20 protein-coding genes and 1 pseudogene are annotated in these 21,720 nt (G+C 61.6%); 10 read left to right on the forward strand and 11 right to left on the reverse strand.

The genetic code is table 11. From position 1 onward, the window contains the following. Window positions 1-6 precede the first annotated feature (6 nt). Entirely contained in the window at window positions 7-2,277 is a 2,271-nt protein-coding gene (locus tag M0D64_RS40695; protein WP_171928496.1) for an NADP-dependent malic enzyme, read from the reverse strand. Between the two features lie 347 nt (window positions 2,278-2,624). After that, the gene (locus M0D64_RS40700; RefSeq protein ID WP_266261821.1) at window positions 2,625-3,857 is read right to left on the reverse strand and encodes an MFS transporter; all 1,233 of its coding nucleotides are present in this window, start codon (window positions 3,855-3,857) and stop codon (window positions 2,625-2,627) included. 412 nt (window positions 3,858-4,269) lie between these two features. Here M0D64_RS40700 and M0D64_RS40705 point away from each other — a divergent pair, with 412 nt between their 5' ends. Further along, window positions 4,270-4,956, forward strand: coding sequence for an orotate phosphoribosyltransferase (locus M0D64_RS40705; protein WP_154566346.1), 687 nt, complete (start codon window positions 4,270-4,272; stop codon window positions 4,954-4,956). Window positions 4,957-5,056: 100 nt separating this feature from the next. On the opposite strand, the gene M0D64_RS40710 is transcribed toward M0D64_RS40705, so the two are convergent. Beyond that, on the reverse strand, window positions 5,057-5,746 hold the full coding sequence (locus M0D64_RS40710; protein WP_171928498.1) for a response regulator: 690 nt from the start codon (window positions 5,744-5,746) through the stop codon (window positions 5,057-5,059). Window positions 5,747-6,010: 264 nt separating this feature from the next. On the opposite strand from M0D64_RS40710, the gene M0D64_RS40715 reads away from it, so the two are divergent. The 6 genes from M0D64_RS40715 to M0D64_RS40740 all read left to right on the forward strand — a co-directional run bounded on the left by M0D64_RS40715 (window position 6,011) and on the right by M0D64_RS40740 (window position 12,891). Further along, window positions 6,011-6,613, forward strand: coding sequence for a YbhB/YbcL family Raf kinase inhibitor-like protein (locus M0D64_RS40715; RefSeq protein ID WP_154566345.1), 603 nt, complete (start codon window positions 6,011-6,013; stop codon window positions 6,611-6,613). Between the two features lie 274 nt (window positions 6,614-6,887). After that, entirely contained in the window at window positions 6,888-7,460 is a 573-nt protein-coding gene (locus M0D64_RS40720; protein WP_266261822.1) for a flavodoxin family protein, read from the forward strand. Between the two features lie 289 nt (window positions 7,461-7,749). Then, window positions 7,750-8,697: an N-acetyl-gamma-glutamyl-phosphate reductase gene (argC, locus tag M0D64_RS40725; RefSeq protein ID WP_266261823.1), complete on the forward strand. Its 948-nt coding sequence runs from the start codon at window positions 7,750-7,752 to the stop codon at window positions 8,695-8,697. A 489-nt stretch (window positions 8,698-9,186) separates the two neighbouring features. Then, a complete protein-coding gene (locus M0D64_RS40730) occupies window positions 9,187-10,545 on the forward strand; it encodes a DUF2957 domain-containing protein (RefSeq protein ID WP_266261824.1) in 1,359 nt (452 codons plus the stop codon). 100 nt (window positions 10,546-10,645) lie between these two features. Further along, complete coding sequence (locus M0D64_RS40735) at window positions 10,646-11,893, forward strand: DUF2957 domain-containing protein (RefSeq protein WP_266261825.1); 1,248 nt, start codon at window positions 10,646-10,648, stop codon at window positions 11,891-11,893. A 173-nt stretch (window positions 11,894-12,066) separates the two neighbouring features. Then, the gene (locus M0D64_RS40740; RefSeq protein ID WP_154566340.1) at window positions 12,067-12,891 is read left to right on the forward strand and encodes an OmpW family protein; all 825 of its coding nucleotides are present in this window, start codon (window positions 12,067-12,069) and stop codon (window positions 12,889-12,891) included. 281 nt (window positions 12,892-13,172) lie between these two features. On the opposite strand, the gene M0D64_RS40745 is transcribed toward M0D64_RS40740, so the two are convergent. Both M0D64_RS40745 and M0D64_RS40750 read right to left on the reverse strand, forming a co-directional pair. Continuing rightward, the gene (locus tag M0D64_RS40745) at window positions 13,173-13,808 is read right to left on the reverse strand and encodes a LysE family translocator (RefSeq protein WP_154566339.1); all 636 of its coding nucleotides are present in this window, start codon (window positions 13,806-13,808) and stop codon (window positions 13,173-13,175) included. A gap of 194 nt (window positions 13,809-14,002) precedes the next feature. Then, window positions 14,003-14,872, reverse strand: a complete 870-nt coding sequence (locus tag M0D64_RS40750; protein ID WP_266261826.1) for an NAD(P)-dependent oxidoreductase — start codon at window positions 14,870-14,872, stop codon at window positions 14,003-14,005. A gap of 94 nt (window positions 14,873-14,966) precedes the next feature. Here M0D64_RS40750 and M0D64_RS40755 point away from each other — a divergent pair, with 94 nt between their 5' ends. Together M0D64_RS40755 and M0D64_RS40760 are read left to right on the forward strand one after the other, a co-directional pair. After that, complete coding sequence (locus M0D64_RS40755; RefSeq protein WP_154566337.1) at window positions 14,967-15,722, forward strand: Mut7-C RNAse domain-containing protein; 756 nt, start codon at window positions 14,967-14,969, stop codon at window positions 15,720-15,722. Window positions 15,723-15,859: 137 nt separating this feature from the next. Next, window positions 15,860-16,138 (forward strand): hypothetical protein, encoded by a 279-nt coding sequence (locus tag M0D64_RS40760; RefSeq protein WP_154566336.1) that lies wholly within the window; start codon window positions 15,860-15,862, stop codon window positions 16,136-16,138. Between the two features lie 154 nt (window positions 16,139-16,292). Here the strand turns inward: M0D64_RS40760 and M0D64_RS40765 are convergent, their stop codons facing one another. The 3 genes and pseudogenes from M0D64_RS40765 to M0D64_RS40775 form a co-directional block, all read right to left on the reverse strand. Continuing rightward, window positions 16,293-16,505: a hypothetical protein gene (locus M0D64_RS40765; protein WP_054040885.1), complete on the reverse strand. Its 213-nt coding sequence runs from the start codon at window positions 16,503-16,505 to the stop codon at window positions 16,293-16,295. Between the two features lie 226 nt (window positions 16,506-16,731). Beyond that, complete coding sequence (locus tag M0D64_RS40770) at window positions 16,732-17,484, reverse strand: IclR family transcriptional regulator C-terminal domain-containing protein (protein ID WP_097390619.1); 753 nt, start codon at window positions 17,482-17,484, stop codon at window positions 16,732-16,734. Window positions 17,485-17,591: 107 nt separating this feature from the next. Continuing rightward, window positions 17,592-18,002, reverse strand: a pseudogene (locus tag M0D64_RS40775) (epimerase); the annotation flags it as partial. A gap of 159 nt (window positions 18,003-18,161) precedes the next feature. On the opposite strand from M0D64_RS40775, the gene M0D64_RS40780 reads away from it, so the two are divergent. Further along, entirely contained in the window at window positions 18,162-19,097 is a 936-nt protein-coding gene (locus tag M0D64_RS40780) for a DMT family transporter (protein WP_154566334.1), read from the forward strand. 34 nt (window positions 19,098-19,131) lie between these two features. On the opposite strand, the gene M0D64_RS40785 is transcribed toward M0D64_RS40780, so the two are convergent. The 3 genes from M0D64_RS40785 to M0D64_RS40795 all read right to left on the reverse strand — a co-directional run bounded on the left by M0D64_RS40785 (window position 19,132) and on the right by M0D64_RS40795 (window position 21,643). Continuing rightward, window positions 19,132-19,383, reverse strand: coding sequence for a hypothetical protein (locus tag M0D64_RS40785; protein WP_154566333.1), 252 nt, complete (start codon window positions 19,381-19,383; stop codon window positions 19,132-19,134). Between the two features lie 779 nt (window positions 19,384-20,162). Then, window positions 20,163-20,849, reverse strand: a complete 687-nt coding sequence (locus tag M0D64_RS40790; RefSeq protein ID WP_266261827.1) for a DUF2242 domain-containing protein — start codon at window positions 20,847-20,849, stop codon at window positions 20,163-20,165. A gap of 167 nt (window positions 20,850-21,016) precedes the next feature. Next, window positions 21,017-21,643: a lytic transglycosylase domain-containing protein gene (locus M0D64_RS40795; protein ID WP_154566331.1), complete on the reverse strand. Its 627-nt coding sequence runs from the start codon at window positions 21,641-21,643 to the stop codon at window positions 21,017-21,019. Between the last annotated feature and the right edge of the window lie 77 nt (window positions 21,644-21,720).

A 21,720-nucleotide genomic window follows, 5' to 3' on the forward strand; every position in this document is an offset into this window, starting at 1 on the left:
GCGCGCTCACCCCTTGCGTGCGTTTGCCGAAGCCACTGCGGTCATGTTGATGATCCGGCGCACGGTCGCAGCCGGCGTCAGAACGTGCACCGGCTTTTCCGCGCCCAGCAGGAACGGACCGACCGTCACGCCTTCGCCTCCGATCATCTTCAGCAGGTTGTACGTGATGTTTGCCGCTTCCACGTTCGGCATGATCAGCAGGTTCGCTTCACCGGTCAGCGTCGTGCCCGGGAATGCGGCCTTGCGGACGGCTTCCGACAATGCCGCGTCGCCGTGCATCTCACCGTCGATCTCGAGCGAAGGCGCACGTTCAGCGATCAGCTTGCGAGCTGCGGCCATACGTTGTGACGACGAAGACGGCGCGCTGCCGAAATTCGAATTCGACAGCAACGCAACCTTCGGCGTGATGCCGAACTTTTCGATTTCGCGCGAAGCCAGCATCGTCATGTCGGCGAGCTGTTCGGCGGTCGGCGTTTCATTCACGTACGTATCGCAGATGAAAAGATTGCGGCCCGGCAACATCAGCAGGTTCATTGCAGCGAAGTTCTGCACGTTGTCTGCCTTACCCAGCACCTGTTCGATGAACTTCAGATGCGCGTGGTACTGGCCGATCATCCCGCAGATCATGCCGTCGGCCTGGCCAAGGCGCACGAGGATCGCGCCGATCAGCGTGTTGAACTTGCGCATCGCGGCCTTCGCGACGTCCGGCGTGACGCCTTCGCGCGCGCCGAGTTCGTGATACGCCTGCCAGCATTGCTGATAGCGCGGATCGTCTTCCGGATCGACAACCTCAAAGTCTTCACCGCACTTCAGCTTCGAGCCCATCTTCTTCAGACGCATCTCGATCACCGACGGACGACCGACCAGAATCGGCTTGGCAATCTTTTCCAGCAGCACGAATTGCGCTGCGCGCAGCACGCGCTCGTCTTCACCTTCGGCGAACACGATACGCGCCACTTCCGACTTCGCCGCGGCGAACACCGGACGCATCACCATGCCGGTACGGTACACGGTCGTGCCGAGTTCTTCGCGGTACGCGTCCATATCCTTGATCGGACGGGTCGCAACGCCCGAGTCCATCGCGGCTTGCGCGACAGCCGGCGCGATCTTGATGATCAGGCGCGGATCGAACGGCTTCGGAATCAGGTAGTCAGGACCGAATTCGAGCGAGTGACCTTCATACGCCTTGGCGACTTCATCGCCCTGGTCGGTTTCTTCTGCCAGCTCCGCAATCGCACGCACGCACGCGAGCTTCATTTCTTCCGTGATCGTGGTTGCGCCGACATCCAGCGCGCCGCGGAAAATGAACGGGAAGCAGAGCACGTTGTTGACCTGGTTCGGGTAGTCCGAACGGCCCGTTGCGATGATGCAGTCCGGACGCACCTTCTTCGCTTCTTCCGGGCGGATTTCCGGTTCCGGATTCGCCAGCGCCAGAATCAGCGGCTGGGTGCCCATCTCGACGACCATTTCCGGCTTCAGCACGCCGGCGCTCGAGCAGCCGAGGAACACGTCGGCGCCGCGAATCGCGTCAGCCAGCGTGCGCGCTTCGGTGTTCGCCGCGTAACGTTCCTTCGACGGATCCAGATTGCCGCGGCCTTCGTAGATCACGCCTTTCGAGTCCGTGACCAGCACGTTCTTTTTCGACAGGCCCAGATTCACCAGCAGATCCAGACACGCGATGGCAGCCGCGCCCGCGCCCGAACACACCAGCTTCACTTCGTCGAGCTTCTTGCCGACCACTTTCAGGCCGTTCAGGATCGCCGCCGAAGCAATGATCGCGGTGCCGTGCTGATCGTCGTGGAAGACCGGAATCTTCATGCGCTCGCGCAGCTTCTTTTCGATGTAGAAGCACTCAGGCGCCTTGATGTCTTCGAGATTGATACCGCCCAACGTAGGCTCGAGCATCGCGATCGCTTCAACCAGCTTGTCCGGGTCGGACTCGGAGAGTTCGATGTCGAACACGTCGATACCGGCGAACTTCTTGAACAGGCAACCCTTGCCCTCCATCACCGGCTTCGCGGCGAGCGGGCCGATATTGCCGAGACCGAGCACGGCTGTACCGTTCGTGATCACACCGACGAGGTTGCCGCGCGAGGTGTACTTCTGCGCGTCGAGCGGGTCTTCGTAGATCGCCATGCAGGCCGCGGCGACGCCCGGCGAGTACGCGAGCGACAAGTCGAGCTGGTTCGACAGTGGCTTGGTAGGCGTGACCGAAATCTTGCCGGGCTTCGGAAACTGGTGGTAGGCGAGAGCGCTTTGCTTAAGTTGTTCGTCCATTTTTTAGCCTGCGAGACGTAAGTAATTGGGCCCGGCACACCGCACCGTTGGCATCGCTTGCATCTATCGAACGGATAATCGACTGCGGCGGTTTTCGCATGCGCCGGTTGAGCGCGGCGTCAAACCTCAGCGGAGGGCAAGACGGTGCGGAGTGCTACGCGGGTCGGTTAGTGTACACCCCGAACGCGTCGATGCACTGAGTGGTTAACATGGCTCGCCATCGGCGAAACACCGGCCAGCAATGCTGCAGCGCCGCATCTGGCGGGCATTGGACCGGTCATTGAGCGGATGGCCCCACGTGCCGCATGTCCAAGTCAAGCATGGGCCAGGCGAGAGTCACGCACATGTCATTCGAGCTCGGCGCCGCGTCGTTCGGGGATCAGAAAGAGTGTCGCGAAGATGTCGAGCAGATAGATCGACGCGAGCAAAGCGAGCGCGGCGCCGAACGAATAGCGTGCGGCCAATGCGCCTACGACCACCGGCCCGAAACCGCCGACCGCCCGGCCGACGTTGAACAGCACGTTCTGCGCGGTGGCGCGCGCATCGGTCGGATAAAGCTCGGAGATCAGCGCACCATAGCCTCCGATCATCCCGTTGACGAACACGCCCATCGCCGCGCCGCCGATCAGCAGCGTCATCGGCGTGGTCAGATGGGCGTAGACGAATACCATCACCACCGCGCCGACCTGGTAGAACAGGAACGTCGGCTTGCGGCCGAAACGGTCGGCGGCCATGCCGAACAGCCAGATACCGCACGCCATGCCGAGCACCGTCACGGCGGTCCACACGCCGGACTTGGTCAGCGAATAACCGAACGTCTTCGACAAATAGCTCGGAAGCCAGATCATCAGACCGTAATAGCCGAAGTTCTGTACTGAACACAGAATCGCAACGCCGATGCTGGCGCGCGTAGTACGTCCGTCGGCCACCAGCAATTTGAGCGGCAGCTTGCGCATTCCACGTGCGACGCGCTCGGTAAAAAGCGCCGGCTCCTCGACGCTGCGCCGCACGAAAAACGACACCACGGCAGGCAGCAATCCAAGCGCGAACATGCCGCGCCAGCCAATCACCGGCAGCAGGAGCGGCGTCAGCAACGCGGCCGCCAGCACCCCGAGTTGCCACCCCAGCCCGACATAGGAGGACACGCGCGCCCGCTGCGACGCTGGCCACGCCTCGGCCACCAGCGTCATGCCGATGCCGAACTCGCCGCCGAGGTCAATGCCTGCAATGGTCCGATAGGCCAACAGGTCGGTATAACCCTGCGCCAGCGCACACAGTCCGGTGAAGACGGCGAAGATCAGAATCGTCCACGTCAACATCCGCACGCGGCCGAAATAGTCGCTCAACACGCCGAAAATCAGGCCGCCCGCTACCGCGCCGATCAGCGTCCACGTCACGAGAGAGCCTGCCTGCGCCGAGCTCAGATGCAGATCGGCGGCAATCACCGGCAGCATGAAACCGAGGATCAGCAGATCGAAGCCGTCCATCGCGTAACCAAGTACCGAAGCGACCAGCGCGCGGCCGGCATAGCCGCTCCTGGCGGGTTCACGGGTCTCGGTGGCAGAAGAAGCGACAGTCATTGAAAGCATTCCGTAGGACATGGAGGCAGCAACCCTGCAAGCGCCCAGCAAATTCGCGTGAGTGTAAAGGCGCGCCAGGCCGCTCACAAGCGGGCCAAAAAGCAGGCCAAAAAGCAGACCGAAAAACAGCCCGGAACGCAGCAGCAATAGGGCTCTGGACGAACCGCACAAGCCCTGTTCAGCGCCGCCTTTATGACCGTCATTCGCTGCCGGCACGCACGACGGCCTCCTCGGGAGGGGCCGTTTCGGGTAAAATGTCGGGCTACGCGCGCAGCAAAAACTGGCCTGCACTCCACTGACCAGTTGCGTATTTGCCTATCAAGGCGCCGCCCATCATGGCGCGGTATACCCAGCTTGCTGCGCCACCGGGCCTCGCGCCCGCTTCTCCTCGCTCACACCCAAGGATCCGCCCATGACAGGCTTCGATCGCCAGACGATCTCCGACACGACCGCCAAGATGCTGCTGGAAGTGCAAGCAGTGCACTTCAACGCGGAGAAACCGTACATTTTCACGTCCGGCTGGGCGAGCCCGGTTTATATCGACTGCCGCAAGCTGATCTCGTATCCGCGCGTGCGTCGTGGCCTGATGGAAATGGCCGAAGCCACCATTCTGCGCGACGTCGGCTACGAGCAGATCGACGCGGTCGCCGGTGGCGAAACCGCCGGCATCCCGTTCGCGGCATGGCTGTCCGACCGCCTGATGGTGCCGATGCAATACGTGCGCAAGAAGCCGAAGGGTTTCGGCCGCAACGCGCAGATCGAAGGTTTGCTGACCGAAGGTCAACGCGTCCTGCTGGTCGAAGACTTGACCACGGACAGCCGCAGCAAGATCAACTTCATCAACGCGCTGCGCACTGCCGGCGCAACGGTGAACCACTGCTTCGTGCTGTTCCACTACAACATCTTCAAGGAAAGCGTGTCGGTGCTGAAAGACATCGACGTCGATCTGCACGCGCTTGCCACGTGGTGGGACGTGTTGCGGGTCGCCAAGGCCAACAACTACTTCGATGCCAAGACACTCGACGAAGTGGAAAAATTCCTGCACGCGCCGGCCGAATGGTCCGCGGCACACGGCGGCGCCAACGCGACGCCGCAGTAAGCGCAGCCGCTTGACCCGGATGGAATGAAAAGGCCGCCTGTCGATGGACAGGCGGCCTTTTTTATCGAGCTCGTCCGGCCGGACGAAAGTACGACCGCGCCTAGGGCGCGCTGCCGGTATCGTCGACCGAATGCGACGACAGATTCAGCAAGCCGTTGCTCTGCGCGTACTGGAACAACTCCGAATCGCGATCGATGCCGAGCTTGCGCATTGCCGTGTTCTTCTGCGTGCTGATCGTCTTGATGCTGCGATTGAGCTGCTCCGCAATCTCCTTGATCGTCATGCCGGACACGAACAGGCGCACCACTTCGAGTTCGCGCCGCGACAGCATCACTTCTTCGTTCTTGCCGCCGGCATTCATGCGCAGCGTATCGAGTGACGCCTTGACCGACGGGCTCATGTATTCCAGGTTGCGACTGACGTGCTGCACCGCGAGCCCAATGTGGCTCAGATCGTCCGATTTGTTGACGACCGACGTCACGCCGAGTTCGCTCAACCGTTTAAGCAGCGCGGCGTTTTCCAGCATCGTCAGCACGACAATGGGAAGGTCGGGAAAATTGCGGCGCAGATAGCCGATCAACGGCAAACCGTCACCGTATTGGCCGCCTGGCATGGCCAGATCCGTGACGAGCACGTCGCACGCAACGGTTTGCAGCACCTTGACCAGTTCGGTTGACTGTCGCGCGCGCGCGACGACCTGCAGGCCTGGAAACTTGAGCAAAGCTTGTTCGGCGCCGAACAGAATCACCGGATGGTCGTCGGCGACCACGACCCTGACTGGATCTTGCATTGGCCTCCCCTCGACAGATAAACCACTCTCCAAAACTTCTGACATACCTTTCTATTCTTGGTACTTGAGCTGATCGGGAACGCGCCTGTATTCGCGCGAATAATTCCTCCGACTATAGCCGATTTCGCGTCCGCCAAGCCCGCCGGCGGCAACAATGATCCGTCGCAAAGCGAATGTTAGACTTGATTCGACCCTGGGGCACAAAATAGGGACAATAATCCTCGCGAGGACAACCGCCTCGCGCCCTGACAGGAGAACCGGCACATGCGCTCGCGTTGCCTGGTTGTTTCGCTTGCTTCACCATTCCGCCGTATGCCGTCCCTCACCTGCGCGATGCTGGGTCTCGCGCTATTCGCGGCGCATTGTCCTGACGCATTCGCCGAGGGTGTGTTCACGCTGACCAGCGCCAGCTTCCGCGCGGGCGGTACCGTGGATACGGCTCAGGTTTTCAATCAGGACGACTGCAAAGGCGGCAATCGCTCGCCGCAATTGACGTGGCACGATGCGCCGGCCGGCACACGCAGCTTCGCGGTCACGATATTCGACCAGGATGCGCCCGGCCGCGGCTGGTGGCACTGGGCCGTGGCGGCCATTCCGGCCACCGTCGACAGCTTGCCGGAAAACGCCAGCTCGTCGGGCTTCCTGAAGAAACTCGGCGCGGTCGAAGCACGCAACGACTTCGATATCGACGGCTACGGTGGCCCCTGCCCGCCACCCGGCAAACCTCATCGCTATACCGTCACCGTTTATGCGCTCAGCACCGCGGACCTGCGCCTCGCTCAAGGACGCCCGGCGCTCATGTTCGATCACGAGATCAGCACCGCCACGCTCGGCAGTGCGCGGATGGTGGTGAGCTACGGGCGGTAGCAGCGCCCGTCGACATCTGACTCGAACTGCATCGGCTGCAAGCCGACACGCGACTCACACGGCGCCGGGTGCCGCGCCCGGGCAAGTCGCGCCGTGGGTCGACACATTGATGGGCGCACGGCTTGCATCGTATTGCCGCCGCGGAATTTCTGTCATCCGCGCACGCTAATGTGCAACAGGGCGGCGCAGGCGATGCTTGTCGATGTCGCGTCGCTACATGCGCTTGCACCGTTGCCGTACTTACCTCTGCTTTTTCATCTTGCCGGAGAGTGCTATGTCGAAAATCGTCATCGTTTATCACAGCGGCTACGGCCACACGAAGAAAGTCGCCGAAGCCGTGCTGGCCGGCACGCTCGAAGCCGGCGCGGACGCGAAACTCATGCCGGTCGGCGAGATCGACGACGCGGCCTGGGCAGAACTGGCGGCCGCCGACGCCATCATCTTCGGCGCGCCGACCTACATGGGCGGCCCGTCCGCCGACTTCAAGAAATTTGCCGACGCGAGTTCGAAACCGTGGTTCGGCCAGACGTGGAAGGACAAGATCGCGGCTGGCTTCACCAACTCGGCGACCATGAACGGCGACAAGTTTTCGACGATCCAGTACTTCGTCACGCTGGCGATGCAACACAGCATGATCTGGGTGGGCACCGGCATGATGCCGTCGAACACCAAGGCGGCGACGCGGAACGACCTGAACTACGTGGGCGGCTTTACCGGCCTGCTGGCGCAGTCCCCCGCGGATGCGTCGCCGGAAGAAGCGCCGCCCGCCGGCGATCTGGAAACGGCCCGGATGTTCGGCAAGCGCGTTGCCGACGTGACGGCGCGGTGGAACGCGGGGGTTCGATAACGCTGCGTACGAAGGCTCGCGCCGGGAAGGCGCAGCCAAATCGCACGCACTCGAGTTGGGCGTGGCGCTCGCCAGAATGCGTGCTGTGCGGCCCTTGGCAAGCGCCGCTAATTTGCTCGGATCCCACTAGCATCGGCTTGCATCTGTCGCGTAACCGGTCATGCCGATGTCATTTTCGGCGCGCATCGTCGTTTTTTCACCCCGTTTCGCACACCCACTGCCATCACGTCTTAAAATAGCGTTCCGGCGCGGTGTCGCGCCCCGTTTCCAGCAAGCCAGTGAGATCGAGATGAGCACGAAAGTTTTTGTCGACGGACAGGAAGGCACGACCGGCCTGAAGATTTTCGAATACCTGTCGCAACGCGCCGACGTGGAGATCCTGCGTATCGAAGAAGCGAAGCGCAAAGACCTCGAAGAACGCCGTCGTCTCATCAACGCATCGGACGTCACATTCCTGTGCCTGCCGGATGTCGCCTCGCGCGAGTCGGCCTCGCTGGTCGAGAACGACCACACCGTGCTGATCGATGCCAGCACGGCCTTCCGCACATCAGCCGACTGGGCCTACGGCCTGCCCGAACTGGCCCACTCGCAACGCGAGCGTCTGCGCACGGCGAAACGCATAGCCGTGCCGGGCTGCCATGCATCGGGCTTCGTACTGGCCATGCGTCCGCTTGTCGAAGCAGGCGTCGTGGCGCCGGAGTTCGCTGCGCACGCTTACTCGATCACCGGTTATAGCGGCGGCGGTAAGAAGATGATCGCCGACTACGAAGCCGGCGGTAACGACAAGCTCAAGAGCCCGCGCCCGTACGCACTCGGTCTAACGCACAAGCATCTGCCGGAAATGGCGGCGCATACGGGCCTGAAGTCGGCGCCGGTGTTCACGCCGATCGTCGGCGACTTCTACAAGGGTCTCGCGGTCACCACGTTCTTCTCGCCGAACCAACTGGCCAAGAAGGCCAAGCCGCAAGACGTACAGGCGCTGTTCGCCGAGTACTACGCGGGTGAGGCATTCGTGAACGTCGCGCCGTTCGACGCGGAAGCGAACCTCGACAGCGGCTTCTTCGACGTACAGGCGAACAACGACACCAACCGTGTCGACCTGTTCGTGTTCGGCAATGAAGAGCGCTTCGTGACGGTCGCGCGCCTCGATAACCTCGGCAAGGGTGCATCGGGCGCGGCAATCCAGTGCATGAACCTCGCGATCGGCGCCGCCGAAGAAATGGGCTTGAAACGCTGAGCAAGTTCGAGATACAGACGGCATCCGCTGTCAATCCGCTAAAAAAGCCGGTCTTTCCAGACCGGCTTTTCTGTTTTAAAAACCCGCCTTCAGAATTCCTCTTTCGCAGTTAATCAGTAGTAGCCCGCATTACTTTAAAAAGAAAAATCGGACTGCTCATCAACTGACGGTAATTCATTCCTCAAATTGACCCGCACAGCATAGTTTTCCACATAGGGAAACTCCGGATATTTTCTCGAACGGTCGTTCGAAGATGATAGAGCCATTTTGCTGTAACGCTTACCTGGCAAGGATGTGCGGCGAAGCAACGGCGCCGCCGTCGAAGCAAAAATTCCTTTTTTGTTTAAAAGGGCCCCCGGGCCCCGCGTAGTGCGCGTCCGGCAAAAAATGCACTGTTTGAATCGGTCTTTTTAGACGGCTCATTCAATTGACAGGCATTAACTGCGCAGCGAAATTAGTTCGCACAATTACATGAAGGGAGACAGCAGCATGTCGCACGGCATTACTCGAGGCCTGGCGATGGCCATCGCCACGGCCCCATTCCTCATCGCTTGTGGCGGCGGCAAGGCCGACAATCCCGGCACGATCAGCGCACCGCAATGCTCGGGCTCGAGCTGCGGCGTGCAAGGTCCGCCGACTTCGAACGCCGGTACTACGGCGTTGTGTCCGGCTACTGCCGACATCGTTAAAACGACGTATCTCGGTGGCGCGGGTAGTGGCGAAGTCGTGCAGGTGAACATCGACGCGACTGCGATGACGTACACGCTGAAGTGGCTTGAGTCGCCGATTCCGTTGACGAGTGCAAGCGTCGAAGTCACGCGAGCCGGTACGCAAATCACGGGCGCCGTGATCCACCCGCCGACCGGCGCGCTGCCGACCGCGGAACAGACGCGTTGCGCATTCATTCTTGGCAAAGGCACCGGCACCGCCTCCGATGGCACCACTTACACGACGCCCGACTTCGTGAACAATCCGAATCCGCCGACGATCCTCGTGGGCCAAGGCGTAGCCGGCGGCGGCATTCCAGGCGCAACGGTGCAATACGCCGGCGCACTGGGCTTAGGCATCGGCGCCGTGAACAAGCGTCATTTCGACTTTTACCCGTTCCTCGGCTTCGCCAGCACCACAACCGATATCACGAAGCTGCCAGGCACTTACAACGGCCTGCTTTATCACCTCTCGCCGACCGCGAATTACGAAACCGTTGCCACCACCTCGGTGGAGACGTTCGATGCGAGCGGTAACTGTACATCGTCGAGTTCAAGTGGCTGTCTGACGACTGGCGCCGCACTCACACTCAACAGCAACGGCTATTTCGACAGCGCGACTCCGCCGCAAATCGTCAATGGTGGCAATCCAGCGCCGCTGCGTACCGACAAATCCGGCACAGCTCACATGATCATCGGTCAGGTCAATGGCGCAACAGTGCCGCTGGTGGTTCGCACCGGGCACGTCAGAATCGCCACCCTGTCGGTCGATGACGAATCAGGTATTGCAATGCTCGCCGCAGCCACACCGCTCGCGTCGGGCGGCTTCGACGGCGGTTATGTCGGCGCGGATTCGAACTTCAAGTCGACCGCGACTTTGATCCAGGGAGGCGTGGGCACCTTCATCAATCCGTCGACTTCCGCGGCGGAAGACGGCTTCGGCCTGGGCTACGGTCTGCCGAGCCCTGGACTGGTCGGCGTCCAGCAAGCAAACGGCCAGACCGGTTTGGCGATCGCCTCGGGCGGACTGTACGCGATCGAAATTCAAGGGACCGTCAACGGCGGCATCACGTCGACGTCGGCCAATTCGGATACGCCTAACGCCCCCTACTTCGGCATCGGCGCTCAGATCAGCAAATAAGGAACGAAGGACCGGCTATTCGCAGCACGAGACATAAATAGAGCAAAAGGTGGCAGGACTGGGAGCCGGCCACACACAACGAGAAAATTCTGGAGGCGGTATGAAATGGAGAATCCTTTCGGTGCTCGCTCTTGCAGCACCGTTACTGGGGGCATGCAGTGGTGGTGGCGGCAACGGCGATGGACCGGTAACGGAAGTTCGCCTGTGTCCTGCGTCGCTCGACTACGGCACGGTGTTCACGGGCGGCGGCGGTGACGGTGAACTGGTCAAGCTGCAGATGGACACGACCAAGATGACCTGGCAGATCAACTACATCGAGTCGCCGATTCCGGCGACCACCGGCACCGTCGCACCGACTCGCGCCGGCCAGAGCGCAAGCGGCACGCTGACGCAGGAAACCCAGCTGCCGACCAACAAGCTCAATCAGTGTGCCTTCCGCCTGAACGGCGCGAGCCTCGACCCGAATCGTCCGGCGCGGATTTTTGTGGGCGAAGGCGTGGCGGGTGGCACGATCCCGGGGGCGGAAATTTCGTTCGGCGGGATTCTCGGCGTGGGCGCGGTACCCGACACCAAGTTCCCGTACTACCCGTTCATCGGCTTCTCGTCGATTGAAACGAATCTCGCGAACGTGGCCGGCACCTACAACCAGCTCGGCTATCACCAGGTTCCGTCGCAGAACTTCGCGCCGGTCGCGGTCGATACGAAGATCACGATCAACGCGGACGGCACATGGACCGAGTGCGACAACTCCGGTGTCAACGCGGGCAGTTGCCAGCAGCCGGGTACGAACTTCGTGCAGTCGTCGGACGGCAGCGGCGCATTCGAAACCGACAAGTTCCTGGGCCAGGCCAAACCGACGCTCGCCACGACGCCCAAGGCTCGCGGCTACATGATCGTCGGCAAGCTGCGCAATCAGGTGGTGCCGATCCTGGTGCGAACCGGCGCGGCGAACTCGTCGGTGACGACGCCGGTGAATGGCGAACTCGGCCCGTACGCGGACGATGAATCGGGCATCTCGATTCTGGCGCCGCAAAGCTCGATCGCGGTGAACTCACAAAACGGCGAGTACATCGGCGTGGATAGCCAGTTCGACTATCGCACCACCGCACTCGAAGGCGTGCAGGCCACGCTGCTCGATCCGTTCAACCCATCGCAGGCATCGCTCGCGACGGCGCTGAATCTGAGCTTCACGCAGACCGTGCCGGGTGTCGTGACGACAACGCAAGTGGGTGCCTCGACGGGCACCACGCCGACCGGAAAGATGATCTTCACGGGTGGCGTGTTCGGCTACCTCGATCTGACCAACGCGGCCTCGCCGTACTTCACGATCGGCGCCTTCGTCCAGTAATGGACGCAGCACGCGCCGCCGACACGCAACGAGGCGTTCGCGTCCCGGCTGCTGCGCACAGCAATAGCGCAGCAGCCGGCGCCCACCCAGTATCCAGCGCACCGGCTGGGCCGCGAGGCCGCCATCGCTCGCCGCGCGAGACGAACGCAACGCGCGCCCCAGGGAGGAACAACATGAAAAAAATCTATTTCGCGCTACTGGCCGCTTGCCTGTCGGTCAGTGCGCACGCACAACACGCCGGCGACAACGTCGCCGTGCTCGGCTGGTTCCACGTCATGCCGCAGGATTCGAGCACGCCGCTGACCACCACCGTCGCCCCGACGCCAATCAATACACCGCTGCGTCTGCCGAGCTCGTTCACGTCTTCCGGCACGGGGTTGTCGACCAGTACGGCCAATACCGTCGGCCTCGTATTCAGCCACTACCTCACCGATCACATCGCCGTGTCGACAGTGGCGGGCGTACCACCGGTTTTCAAGCTCTACGGGCACGGCACCGTCAAGCCGCCGGGACCGGCAGGCGCACTCGGTCAGCAGAACCTGGGCGATCCGCAGGCCAATCCGATCGTGAAGAGCGTGCGCCAATGGAGCCCGGCACTGCTGTTCCAGTATTACTTCAATGCGCCGACGGCCCATTTCAGGCCGTTCGTGGGTATCGGCGTGTCGTATAACTGGTTCTCCGACGTTCAACTGAGCCAGAACTTCGTGACCGCGACGCAGAACAATCTCGGCTCAGTGCTGGCCGCCGGCGCGGGCAAGCCCGGACAGACGCAGGTGTCGGCGAAGGCGTCGTCGTCCTGGCAGCCGGTGTTCAATGCGGGTCTCTCGTACAACATCACCGATCATTGGGGCCTTGTGGCTTCGGTCACGTACATTCCGCTGAAGACCACCTCGTCGGTCATCATCAAGGCGGCGGACGGCACGGAATTGGGTGTCTCGAAGGCAGAGCTGAAAGCCGATCCGATCATTTCGTTCCTGGCCGTGTCCTACAAGTTCTGAGTTCGACGCAGATACGACAAAGCCGGCGGCCCCGCGGAGGGTCAGCCGGCGTTGTCTTTTCTGGGGGACGCTGGAAATTCAGGGCAAAAAAAAGCCCGCCTAAGCCGGCGGGCTGAATCCATATCAGAGGAGACATGGAGGAGACAAGACGAACTATAGCAAATCATTTGGTGCGTCGCAACATACAAATTAGGGTTGACCCTCGGCGTTGTATAGGCACAACAACTCTCGCAACGTTTTGCGAGCGGCGTTGACTGCGCACGCGCGAGTCAGCCGTTCGCCTAGTGGCGCACCAGCGCCATCATCGCGCCGAAGCCGACGAACACTCCACCCGTCAGACGATTGAACATCCTGGCAACGCTGCGGCTCTTCAACCTGGCCCCAATTCGCGTGCCGAAACCGGCGTACACGAGGTACCAACTCACCTCGATGACCGCGAAAGTAGCGACGAGCACGCCGAACTGCGGCAGCTTGGGCTGCGCGGCATCAATGAATTGCGGCAGCAGCGCGGCAGCGAACAGGATGGCTTTCGGGTTGCTGCCCGCCACGAGGAAGCCATTGCGAAACAGAGCGAAGCGCGAACGCGCGGGTTTGACGGAGAGTTCGTCGACCGCGCCCGCAGCACCTTCGTCAGCCGGCGCCCGCCACGCCTTGATGCCCAGATAGACGAGGTACGCCGCACCGATCATCCGCAGTGCGTTGAACATCGTCGGCCAAGCCGCGAGAAAGACGCCGAGGCCGGCCGCCGACACCGCCAGCATCAACACAAGCGCCGAAAGGCAGCCGGCCATGGTCGCGCTGGAACGGCGCAGGCCGTGCTGGGCGCCGTGCGTCATCACCAGCAGCATGTTCGGACCGGGAATCGCGGAAACGACGAAAACAGTGGCGACGAACAGCCACCAGGTATGCAGGCTCATTTGGAATCGAAGTGAATAGGGATCGGACGGCCATTATGCCCGCCTAGGCGAATCCGCAGCGACACTCCCATCGCGCGAATCTCGGCGCGCAAGCGCTGCAACCTTACGGCGAAGCACGCCAGCCCAGCAGCCGAGTCCGGGCTCCGCTACGAAAGCCGGGGCGCGCCGTTAAGCGCGGCGCCCCAAGCTCCCGCTCAGCGCCCTGCCCGCCGTGCCGCCACCTGGCCCAGCACCGCGAAGTCCTTCTCGCCGTCGCCATGCGCTATCGCTTCGATCAGACTGTCACGCACGACACTCGCAATCGGCAGCGGTGTGTTGACCGCGTCCGCGGCCGCCAGCGCGAGGCGGAGGTCCTTCAGCCCGAGGCGCGCCTTGAACAGGGCCGGCTCGTAGCGCTGCTCCGCGATCAACTTGCCGTAGCCCGAATAGACCGGTCCCGGGAACAGGCCGCTCGTGATGACGTCGAGGAAATCCTGCATTGCGAGGCCGTGGCCGGTCACGAGCGTGGCCGCCTCGCCGAGCGTCTCGACCGCCGCGCCCAACATGAAGTTAGCCGCGAGTTTCATCACGTTCGCCTGTTGCGGCAGCGAACCGATGCGCCAGGTTTTCTGGCCGATGGCGTCGAAAATCGGCTGCACGCGGTCGATCGACTCGGCCGGGCCGCCCGCTACGATCGTCAGCTTGCCCGCCGCCGCGACGTCGGGCCGCCCCATCACCGGTGCGGCGACGTAATGGACGCCGCGCGAGGCGTGCGCCGTCGCCAGTTCCTCGGCCAGCGCCACCGAGATCGTCGCCATGTTCACGTGGATCAGGCCGCGCGGGGCGTGTTCCAGCAGCGATGCGGTGATGACTTCGCGCAGTGCGGTATCGTCGGCGAGCATCGAGAACACGGCGTCGCCCGCAAACGCTTCGGCGGGCGTCGCGACGATCCGCGCACCTGCGTCGGCGAGCGGCTGCGCGCGTTCCGGCGAGCGGTTCCACACGCGCACCTGATGCCCGGCTTTCAAAATGTTTGCAACCATCGCGGCGCCCATCTCGCCGAGACCGATAAAACCGATGTCCATCTGTCGCTCCGTCTTCTAAAGAACTGGAAGTAAAGCACACCCATGCGACACGTGCAGGACAGCACGCAATTAAACACGGTGCGATACTGATGCGATGGTCACAGCGACATTCCGCTTCTATGAGGAGCTGAACGATTTTCTCGCCCGGCCCCTGCGCCGGCGCGCGTTCAGTTGCGCCTGCGCGCGCGGCGCGACCGCGAAACATATGATCGAAGTGCTCGGCGTGCCGCATACCGAGGTCGAACTGATTCTGGTGAACGGCGAGTCGGTCGGTTTCAATCATCCGCTCTCGGACGGCGATCGCATCGCCGTTTATCCGAAGTTTGAAGCGCTCGACATCCAGCCACTATTGCGCGTGCGCGAACATCCGCTGCGCGTGGTGCGCTTCATTGCCGATGCGCATCTGGGCGGTCTCGCACCGCTGCTACGGCTTGCCGGCTTCGACACGCTGTACGACAACCACTATCCCGACGCAGATATCGAAGCGCTCGCCGCAGCACAACAGCGCATCGTACTGACACGCGATCGGGAGCTATTAAAACGCCGCGCCATCACGCATGGCTGCTACGTACGCACACTGCGGCCGCGTGAGCAATTGCGCGAAGTGTTTGAACGGCTCGATCTGGCCGGCAGCGCGCAGCCGTTCCGTTTGTGTCTGATGTGCAATGCGCCGCTGCGGCGTATCGCCAAAGATGAAGTCGGCGATCGGGCGCCCGATGGCGTGCTGGAACGGCATAACCAGTTCGTCACCTGCGACGTGTGCCGCCGAGTGTTCTGGGAAGGCACGCACTGGCAACGCATGCGTGCGCTGATGGACAGCGTGGCCGGCGCGCCGGAACCGCCGATTTGAACGCCGCTCGACGTCTCAGACGCCACACGGTCTGAGCACCGCGCCAACGCCACTCGGGTGCGGAATCGGCGCCGCTCGCTCGTCGCGCGGCGCGATGCGTACAATGCGGGATTACTTATCTGGCAGAGGCCTTCCGTATGGCGATGAAAAAGACCGACCTTGAAAAGAACAAGGCACTCAAGCTGAACAACGCAATGAAACTGTCGACCGCCGACCGCTTCGGCAAAGCCGCTGCCGCCGACCCGAAGCTCGACCGCCGCGAACAACGCAAGCTCGATCAGGCGCAGGGCCTCGTCGCGTTCGCCTGCAAGCTGAATGGCGACCTGGTCGCGGAGCTGAAAGAACGGGCCGCCACGCATCCGGAAGGTATGAGCGGGCTGCTGAACGAGGTCATCAAGCGCGGCCTCGCGGGCTAAACATCGCCCAAAGTCACCGTCCGATACAAAAAGGCCAGAGCAGAAGCTCTGGCCTTTTTGCTGGCGACATTTAACCGGAACTGCGCTGCACTCGCCGACAAGCGGCGCGCACAAGAGAACCGGCAGGGTTCGCCCGGCGAAACCAAGCGTGAGCTTAGTTTGCCGCGCCCTTGTCGTTCGTGCCGGCTGCCGAAGCTGCTGCCGAAACCGGAGCGCGCTTGCCGTGCGTCTTCAGCTTCTTGATGTGGTGCTTCTTCGGCGCGCTAGCTGCAGCGGCCGGCGCTGCTGCGTCCGATGCCTGTGCGAAAGCTTGAACGGAGACCAGCGCGATCGATGCGGCTGCGAGCGAGACGATGAATTTTTTCATGTGTTGTTCCCCAAACCTGGACGACTGAGTCAGTGTGAATGAAATAGCTAAACGGTGAAGCAGACAAGGCTTGAGGCGCCTTACCGCTCCCCGCGGGAGAGTATTACGCAGCGTAGGCGGTTTGTCATGCGCAAAACTCGATATGTATTTTCCGCGAGACAGCTTGCTTTCGATATGCTTTCACTCATTAAGCATGCCGTATCAGGGCGATTACCTAGGCCCGCTTCTAGACCAGATTCCGCAGCAAACTGGCGGTTTCCTGAAGGGTCGGCAGCACCCGATGCAGCGCCGCATTCGCCGACTCCTGGCCGATCGGCATGCTTACGCTGATCGCTGCCACGACCGAGCCATGCCGGTCACGCAACGGCACCGCAACACCACGCATGCCCAGCTCCAGTTGTTGATCGGTGACGACATAACCATCGCGGCGGATTTCGCCCAGCACTTCGCGCAGGCGCTCCGTGGTCGAATACGTATGTGGCGTGAATACCTTGATCGGATAGGACGCCAGCCACTGCTCGATGCTTTCCGGCGGCTGGAAGGCCAACAGGATCAACCCCGCCGACGACAGCGGCGCACTCGCCCGCGAGCCGAGCACGAAACCGACCGCCATCGCGCGGTTGACGCCGTTGCGCGCAACGTAGACCACGTCGTGTTCATCGAGAATCGCGACCAGCGCGGTTTCCTGCACCGTCGCGGTGATGCGCTGAAGAAATGGCTGCACGGTGCGCGGCAAGCGTGCTGAATCCAGATACGACTGACCGAGCCGCAATACGCGCGGCGCGAGCCAGAACAGCTTGCCGTCGGTATCCACGTAGCCGAGTTCGCGCAGCGTCAGCAGATAGCGGCGCGCCGCCGTGCGCGAGAGCCCGGCGCGGGCGGCCACCATGGTCGGCGTCATGCGCGCGTGCTCTTCGTCGAATGCTTCGATGATCGCCAGCGCCTTCGCGGCGCCGGCGATCCAGTCTTTCTCGTCCATTGCGTCTGCCTGAAAGTCGGCCTGCTCTGGGGGTCACTCGTGTCCTGATCCATGAGGCCGTTGCGCGATTATCGCGCGAGTCGCTCGCTGTGCACGCGGTTGAAGACTCATTTGAAGTCCCAGCGCATCTGCTCGGCGATCCCCACCCCGCGCGAGGTCCGCACACATTCGCTCACATAGTCCGTGAACGGCAGCGGCTCGAAGCCGATCTCGTCACGCAGACGGCGGTTGTCGAACGCGTAGTCCAGCTCCGCGAAACCGGCGTACAAACGCAGCGCGTGCTCGATCAGGCGGCCGCTGCTGCAACGGTCACGGCCCACCACCTCGCGTGCGATCTTGCCGAAGTCGCGCACGCGGCACATCGAATAACGGCTGCCCGAGGTGCCGATGGCTTCGTCCATGGCGCTGATGATCTGACCGATGGTCGGCGCTTCCGAACCCGCCGACACGTGATACGTATCGAAAGCCAGCGACGGCTTCACCGCCAGCAGCGCGAGCGCACGGGCGCAGTCTAGGGACGCTGCCTCGCCGCGTCTGTCCTGAAGTTGGGGGAATGTGTGCACAATTGTGTTCAAGTGTTCGCGAATGTTCGCGGCGTATCCCGCACGCGTGCGCCCGGATAGAATCGGCACCGGATACAACGCCTTGTTAGAACAACCGAATTCGAAAAACCGCCTTTGAAACCTGACACACGTCAACACCTTCGCGCGAATCTGCTGATGCTGGTCGCGGCGATCATCTGGGGCTCCGCATTCGTCGCACAACGCTTAAGCCTCGATGCGATCGGACCGTTCCTGTTTACCGGACTGCGTTTCCTGCTCGGCGCGCTGGTCGTGCTGACGATGATCGTCTGCGTGCGGCGCTCCGCGCTGGCTGAGCTGACGAAACGAGAACCCGGCGGCGCACGCGAACTGCTCGGTGCCGGTGTGCTGCTCGGTGTCGTGCTGTCGGCGTCGATTTCGTTGCAGCAGATCGGCCTGCAATACACGAAGGTCGCCAACGCCGGCTTCATCAGTTCGTTGTATGTGGTGCTCGTGCCCCTGCTGGGCGTGCTGTTTCGTCATCGGACGGGATTCGGCACGTGGCTCGGTGCGACGCTGGCAGCGATCGGCATGTACTTTCTGAGCGTCAACGAGCACTTCTCGATCCTGTACGGCGACTGGTATCAGCTTGCCGGCGCCTTGGTGATTTCCGTACAGATGATGCTGGTCGGCCGCTTCGCGCTGCGGCACGACACCCTCATGCTGGCGCTCGTGCAGTTCGTGACTTGCGGGCTCGTGTGTCTGGCCATCGGTCTCGTGATCGAGCCGGTCAGTCTCGCTGTGATCGAGCGCGCCGCGCCGACGATTCTGTACGGCGGTGCGCTGTCGGTGGGCGTCGCCTATACGATTCAGGTGGTTGCGCAAAAGTACGCGGCGCCGTCGCATGCTGCGGTGATCTTCAGTATGGAAGGCGTGTTCGCCGCGCTCGCCGGGTGGCTCGTGCTCGGCGAAACGCTGTCAGCGCGCGCGCTATTTGGATGCGCGCTGATGCTCGCGGGTTTGATCGTGTGTCAGGTGGGACCAGCCTCGCGACGCGGAAGTGAACCTGATCGCTTGCCTCATGAAGCGTGAGGGTTTAGTCAGTCGCCCGGGCGTGCCGCCTCGGCTAAGCGGCACGCGGCTGCGCGAAGAGTTTGGGTGTATCGGCAGTGGGCGGAAACACACACCAGCAGCCGTCGTCGTGTCGAAAGAAAAAAAGGCCGCGCGATCCACCTTCCTGAGAAGTCTCGACCCGCACGTAGCGCCTGCCGCCCAGACGGGTGCGGCTGAATTCGGTCACGTGAACCGGAACCGAAGGCCCCGGCGCCAGCCATTTCTCGACCAGAAAACGCAGCGATTGTTCGCTTGTGGCTCTCATGATCCGCTCCGGGCCGGTTTGTCGTGACTCGCCTCGCGTGTCGCGTCGTTGCTTTCGTCGTTTTCGGTGCCTTCCTCATCATGCTCGGAGGATGCAAGCGATATGGCCCGGTTAGTGGCCGCCGCCCGCAGCGTCGTGCAGTGGCTGGCATGTCTGATATCCGAGAGAAGACGGACTAGTTGTCGTGCTGTTCTGCGTTTCATTGCACACCCCCGCACTGCACCAATAACTTCAGAAAACACTTTAACTCTATGCCTGGATAGGGCGTTGCTGAAATGATTTTGACTAAATAGCAACAGTTGCGCTTGCAAAAAAATAGACGCAATCTTTGTACCTTCCAGCTTCAATGTGCACGTTCGGGGAAGGGCGGTCTGTACGCTGGCGAGCGGATGGCATCGATGAAAAAGCCGGGCCGCCGCTCGGGCGGCATATGCCCGGATGCGCAAGTTATCCACAATTGCCTATGAATAACTTCGGGATAGCGCATCGGACAGCCTGTGTGCGAAATCTTGATAAGACGCGCTGCCAGGCAAGCCCTGTCAAAGTTATCCCAGCTTTGTAGTTTTTCTACAGTCGTGTTCCGCAGGGTTATGGGTTTCGCATGACGTTGATGTGACGGGGGATTTGAGAGTTATCCACAGACGGGGTTAACCCTTGTTAACTATTACTACATATATATACGTATGAAGTAAAAAACATAGGATAAGTACGGCTGCGTGATGAGATCGAAGGCTGATCAGCTCTTGATCAGCCGAAACCCCGCGGCATTAATACATGCATCAAGGCGCGACGCTTGGTCCGCTTGCACGTTGCACGGCAGCAGCCTTGTCGATCGCATCAGGCATTTCAGGAGGCGACGCTGGAATGGTCGCTTCGACCGGCACCGGCAACAGGCGCGTTTCGATGCGGTTGTTCACAACCGGCTGCGTGCGCACCACGGTTTGCAGATAGTGATCGACAAGGCCGAAGAAACGATCGTAAAACTTGCCCGACGGGATGGTCTCGCTTGAAATCTTGACCATCGCATCGCTGTTCGAACGGATCGGCAACGACAGCGAACCCAGCACGCTCAACCCGACGCTCGCCGACGTATCGCTTTTCTTTAACGCAAAGCCGTTTTGCACAGCATTGACGTAGACGATGCTCGTATCGCTCGCCTCTTCCCCCGGCGTACACACCACATGAAACTCGACGACGATGTGCGTATCGCCGGTCGGCTGGAAATTTTTCGTTCCGTCGACGGTATCGGTGCGCGTCATCGTTGTCAGATAGCCCTGACTCAGCAGTGCGCGGCGCGCGGCCTCGCAGGTATCCGTGACGCTCGAATTGAAATTTCGGGCGTAATGGCTCGCGCCCGTTTCGAACAATTCCTGCTGGAATTTCGGCTGCGGGGCGCTGCTGCAGGCGGCAAGTGTCAGCAGGCCGAAAAGCGCGGTGGCAGTGGCTTTGGAAAACGAGGTGAACATGATCGATCGGAAGAGGCGCGGCGTGAGCTCGAATGGGAATGCATTGTAGAGCGGTTGCCAGGTGTGCGTAAAAAGTGCGCAGCGCCGCCTTACACGACGTGACGGCTCAATTCCGCGGCTTCAGCGCGGGACCACGACAAAGAGGAAAAATACGACGGAGTTGCCGCTCAGTGCGGCATGGCAGGCGATGCGCCTGGCAGCGCCGCCGCGGCGTTGCCCGCCGGTATCGTAAAAGCGTCGGCCCAGTTGTCCGGCGCCGGGCAACGGTCGGCTTCGCACATGCTGGCTTGTGCGCCCGCGTGCGACGCGATGTTCTGTGCTCCGGCAACGTCGGCGAAATCTTCGACGCGCAAGCTCACCTTCTTCGCGTACGCCTGCGATCCGCCATAACTCTTGAGCGCCGCGTTCATGTCGCCGTTGGCCGAACGCATGTAGCCGTACAGGATCGCCGAGCCCACTTCGATGTTGGTGGTCGGCTCTGTGAGGTCTTTAACGTTCCTCAGCATCCCACGATGGGCGCCCGGCACCACCTGCATCAGCCCGGTCGCGCCGTTGGCGCCCTTGGCCTTTTCCTTGAAGCGGGATTCGATCGAGATGATCGCCAGCAGCAGTGCCGGCGGCAGCGAATATTTCGAAGCGGCGGACTGCACCGCGTCGGAAATCTTTTGAGCCTTTTCCTTTGCCAGACCGAATTTCTGCGTCAGATACGCGGACATGCGGTCATTATTTTCGTCGGCCGTTGCGGTTTGCATCAGGCCGAGCGAAAGCACGATCAGGCAAAGTAACCGGCTCATAACGGAGGACGGGAAAGAAAAGGGATTCGCGCATTATAGCTCTGCCCCCAAAATAGGCACCAAACAACCAAAATTCG

Source organism: Paraburkholderia sp. WS6 (assembly GCF_030464835.1).
Lineage (GTDB): Bacteria > Pseudomonadota > Gammaproteobacteria > Burkholderiales > Burkholderiaceae > Paraburkholderia > Paraburkholderia madseniana.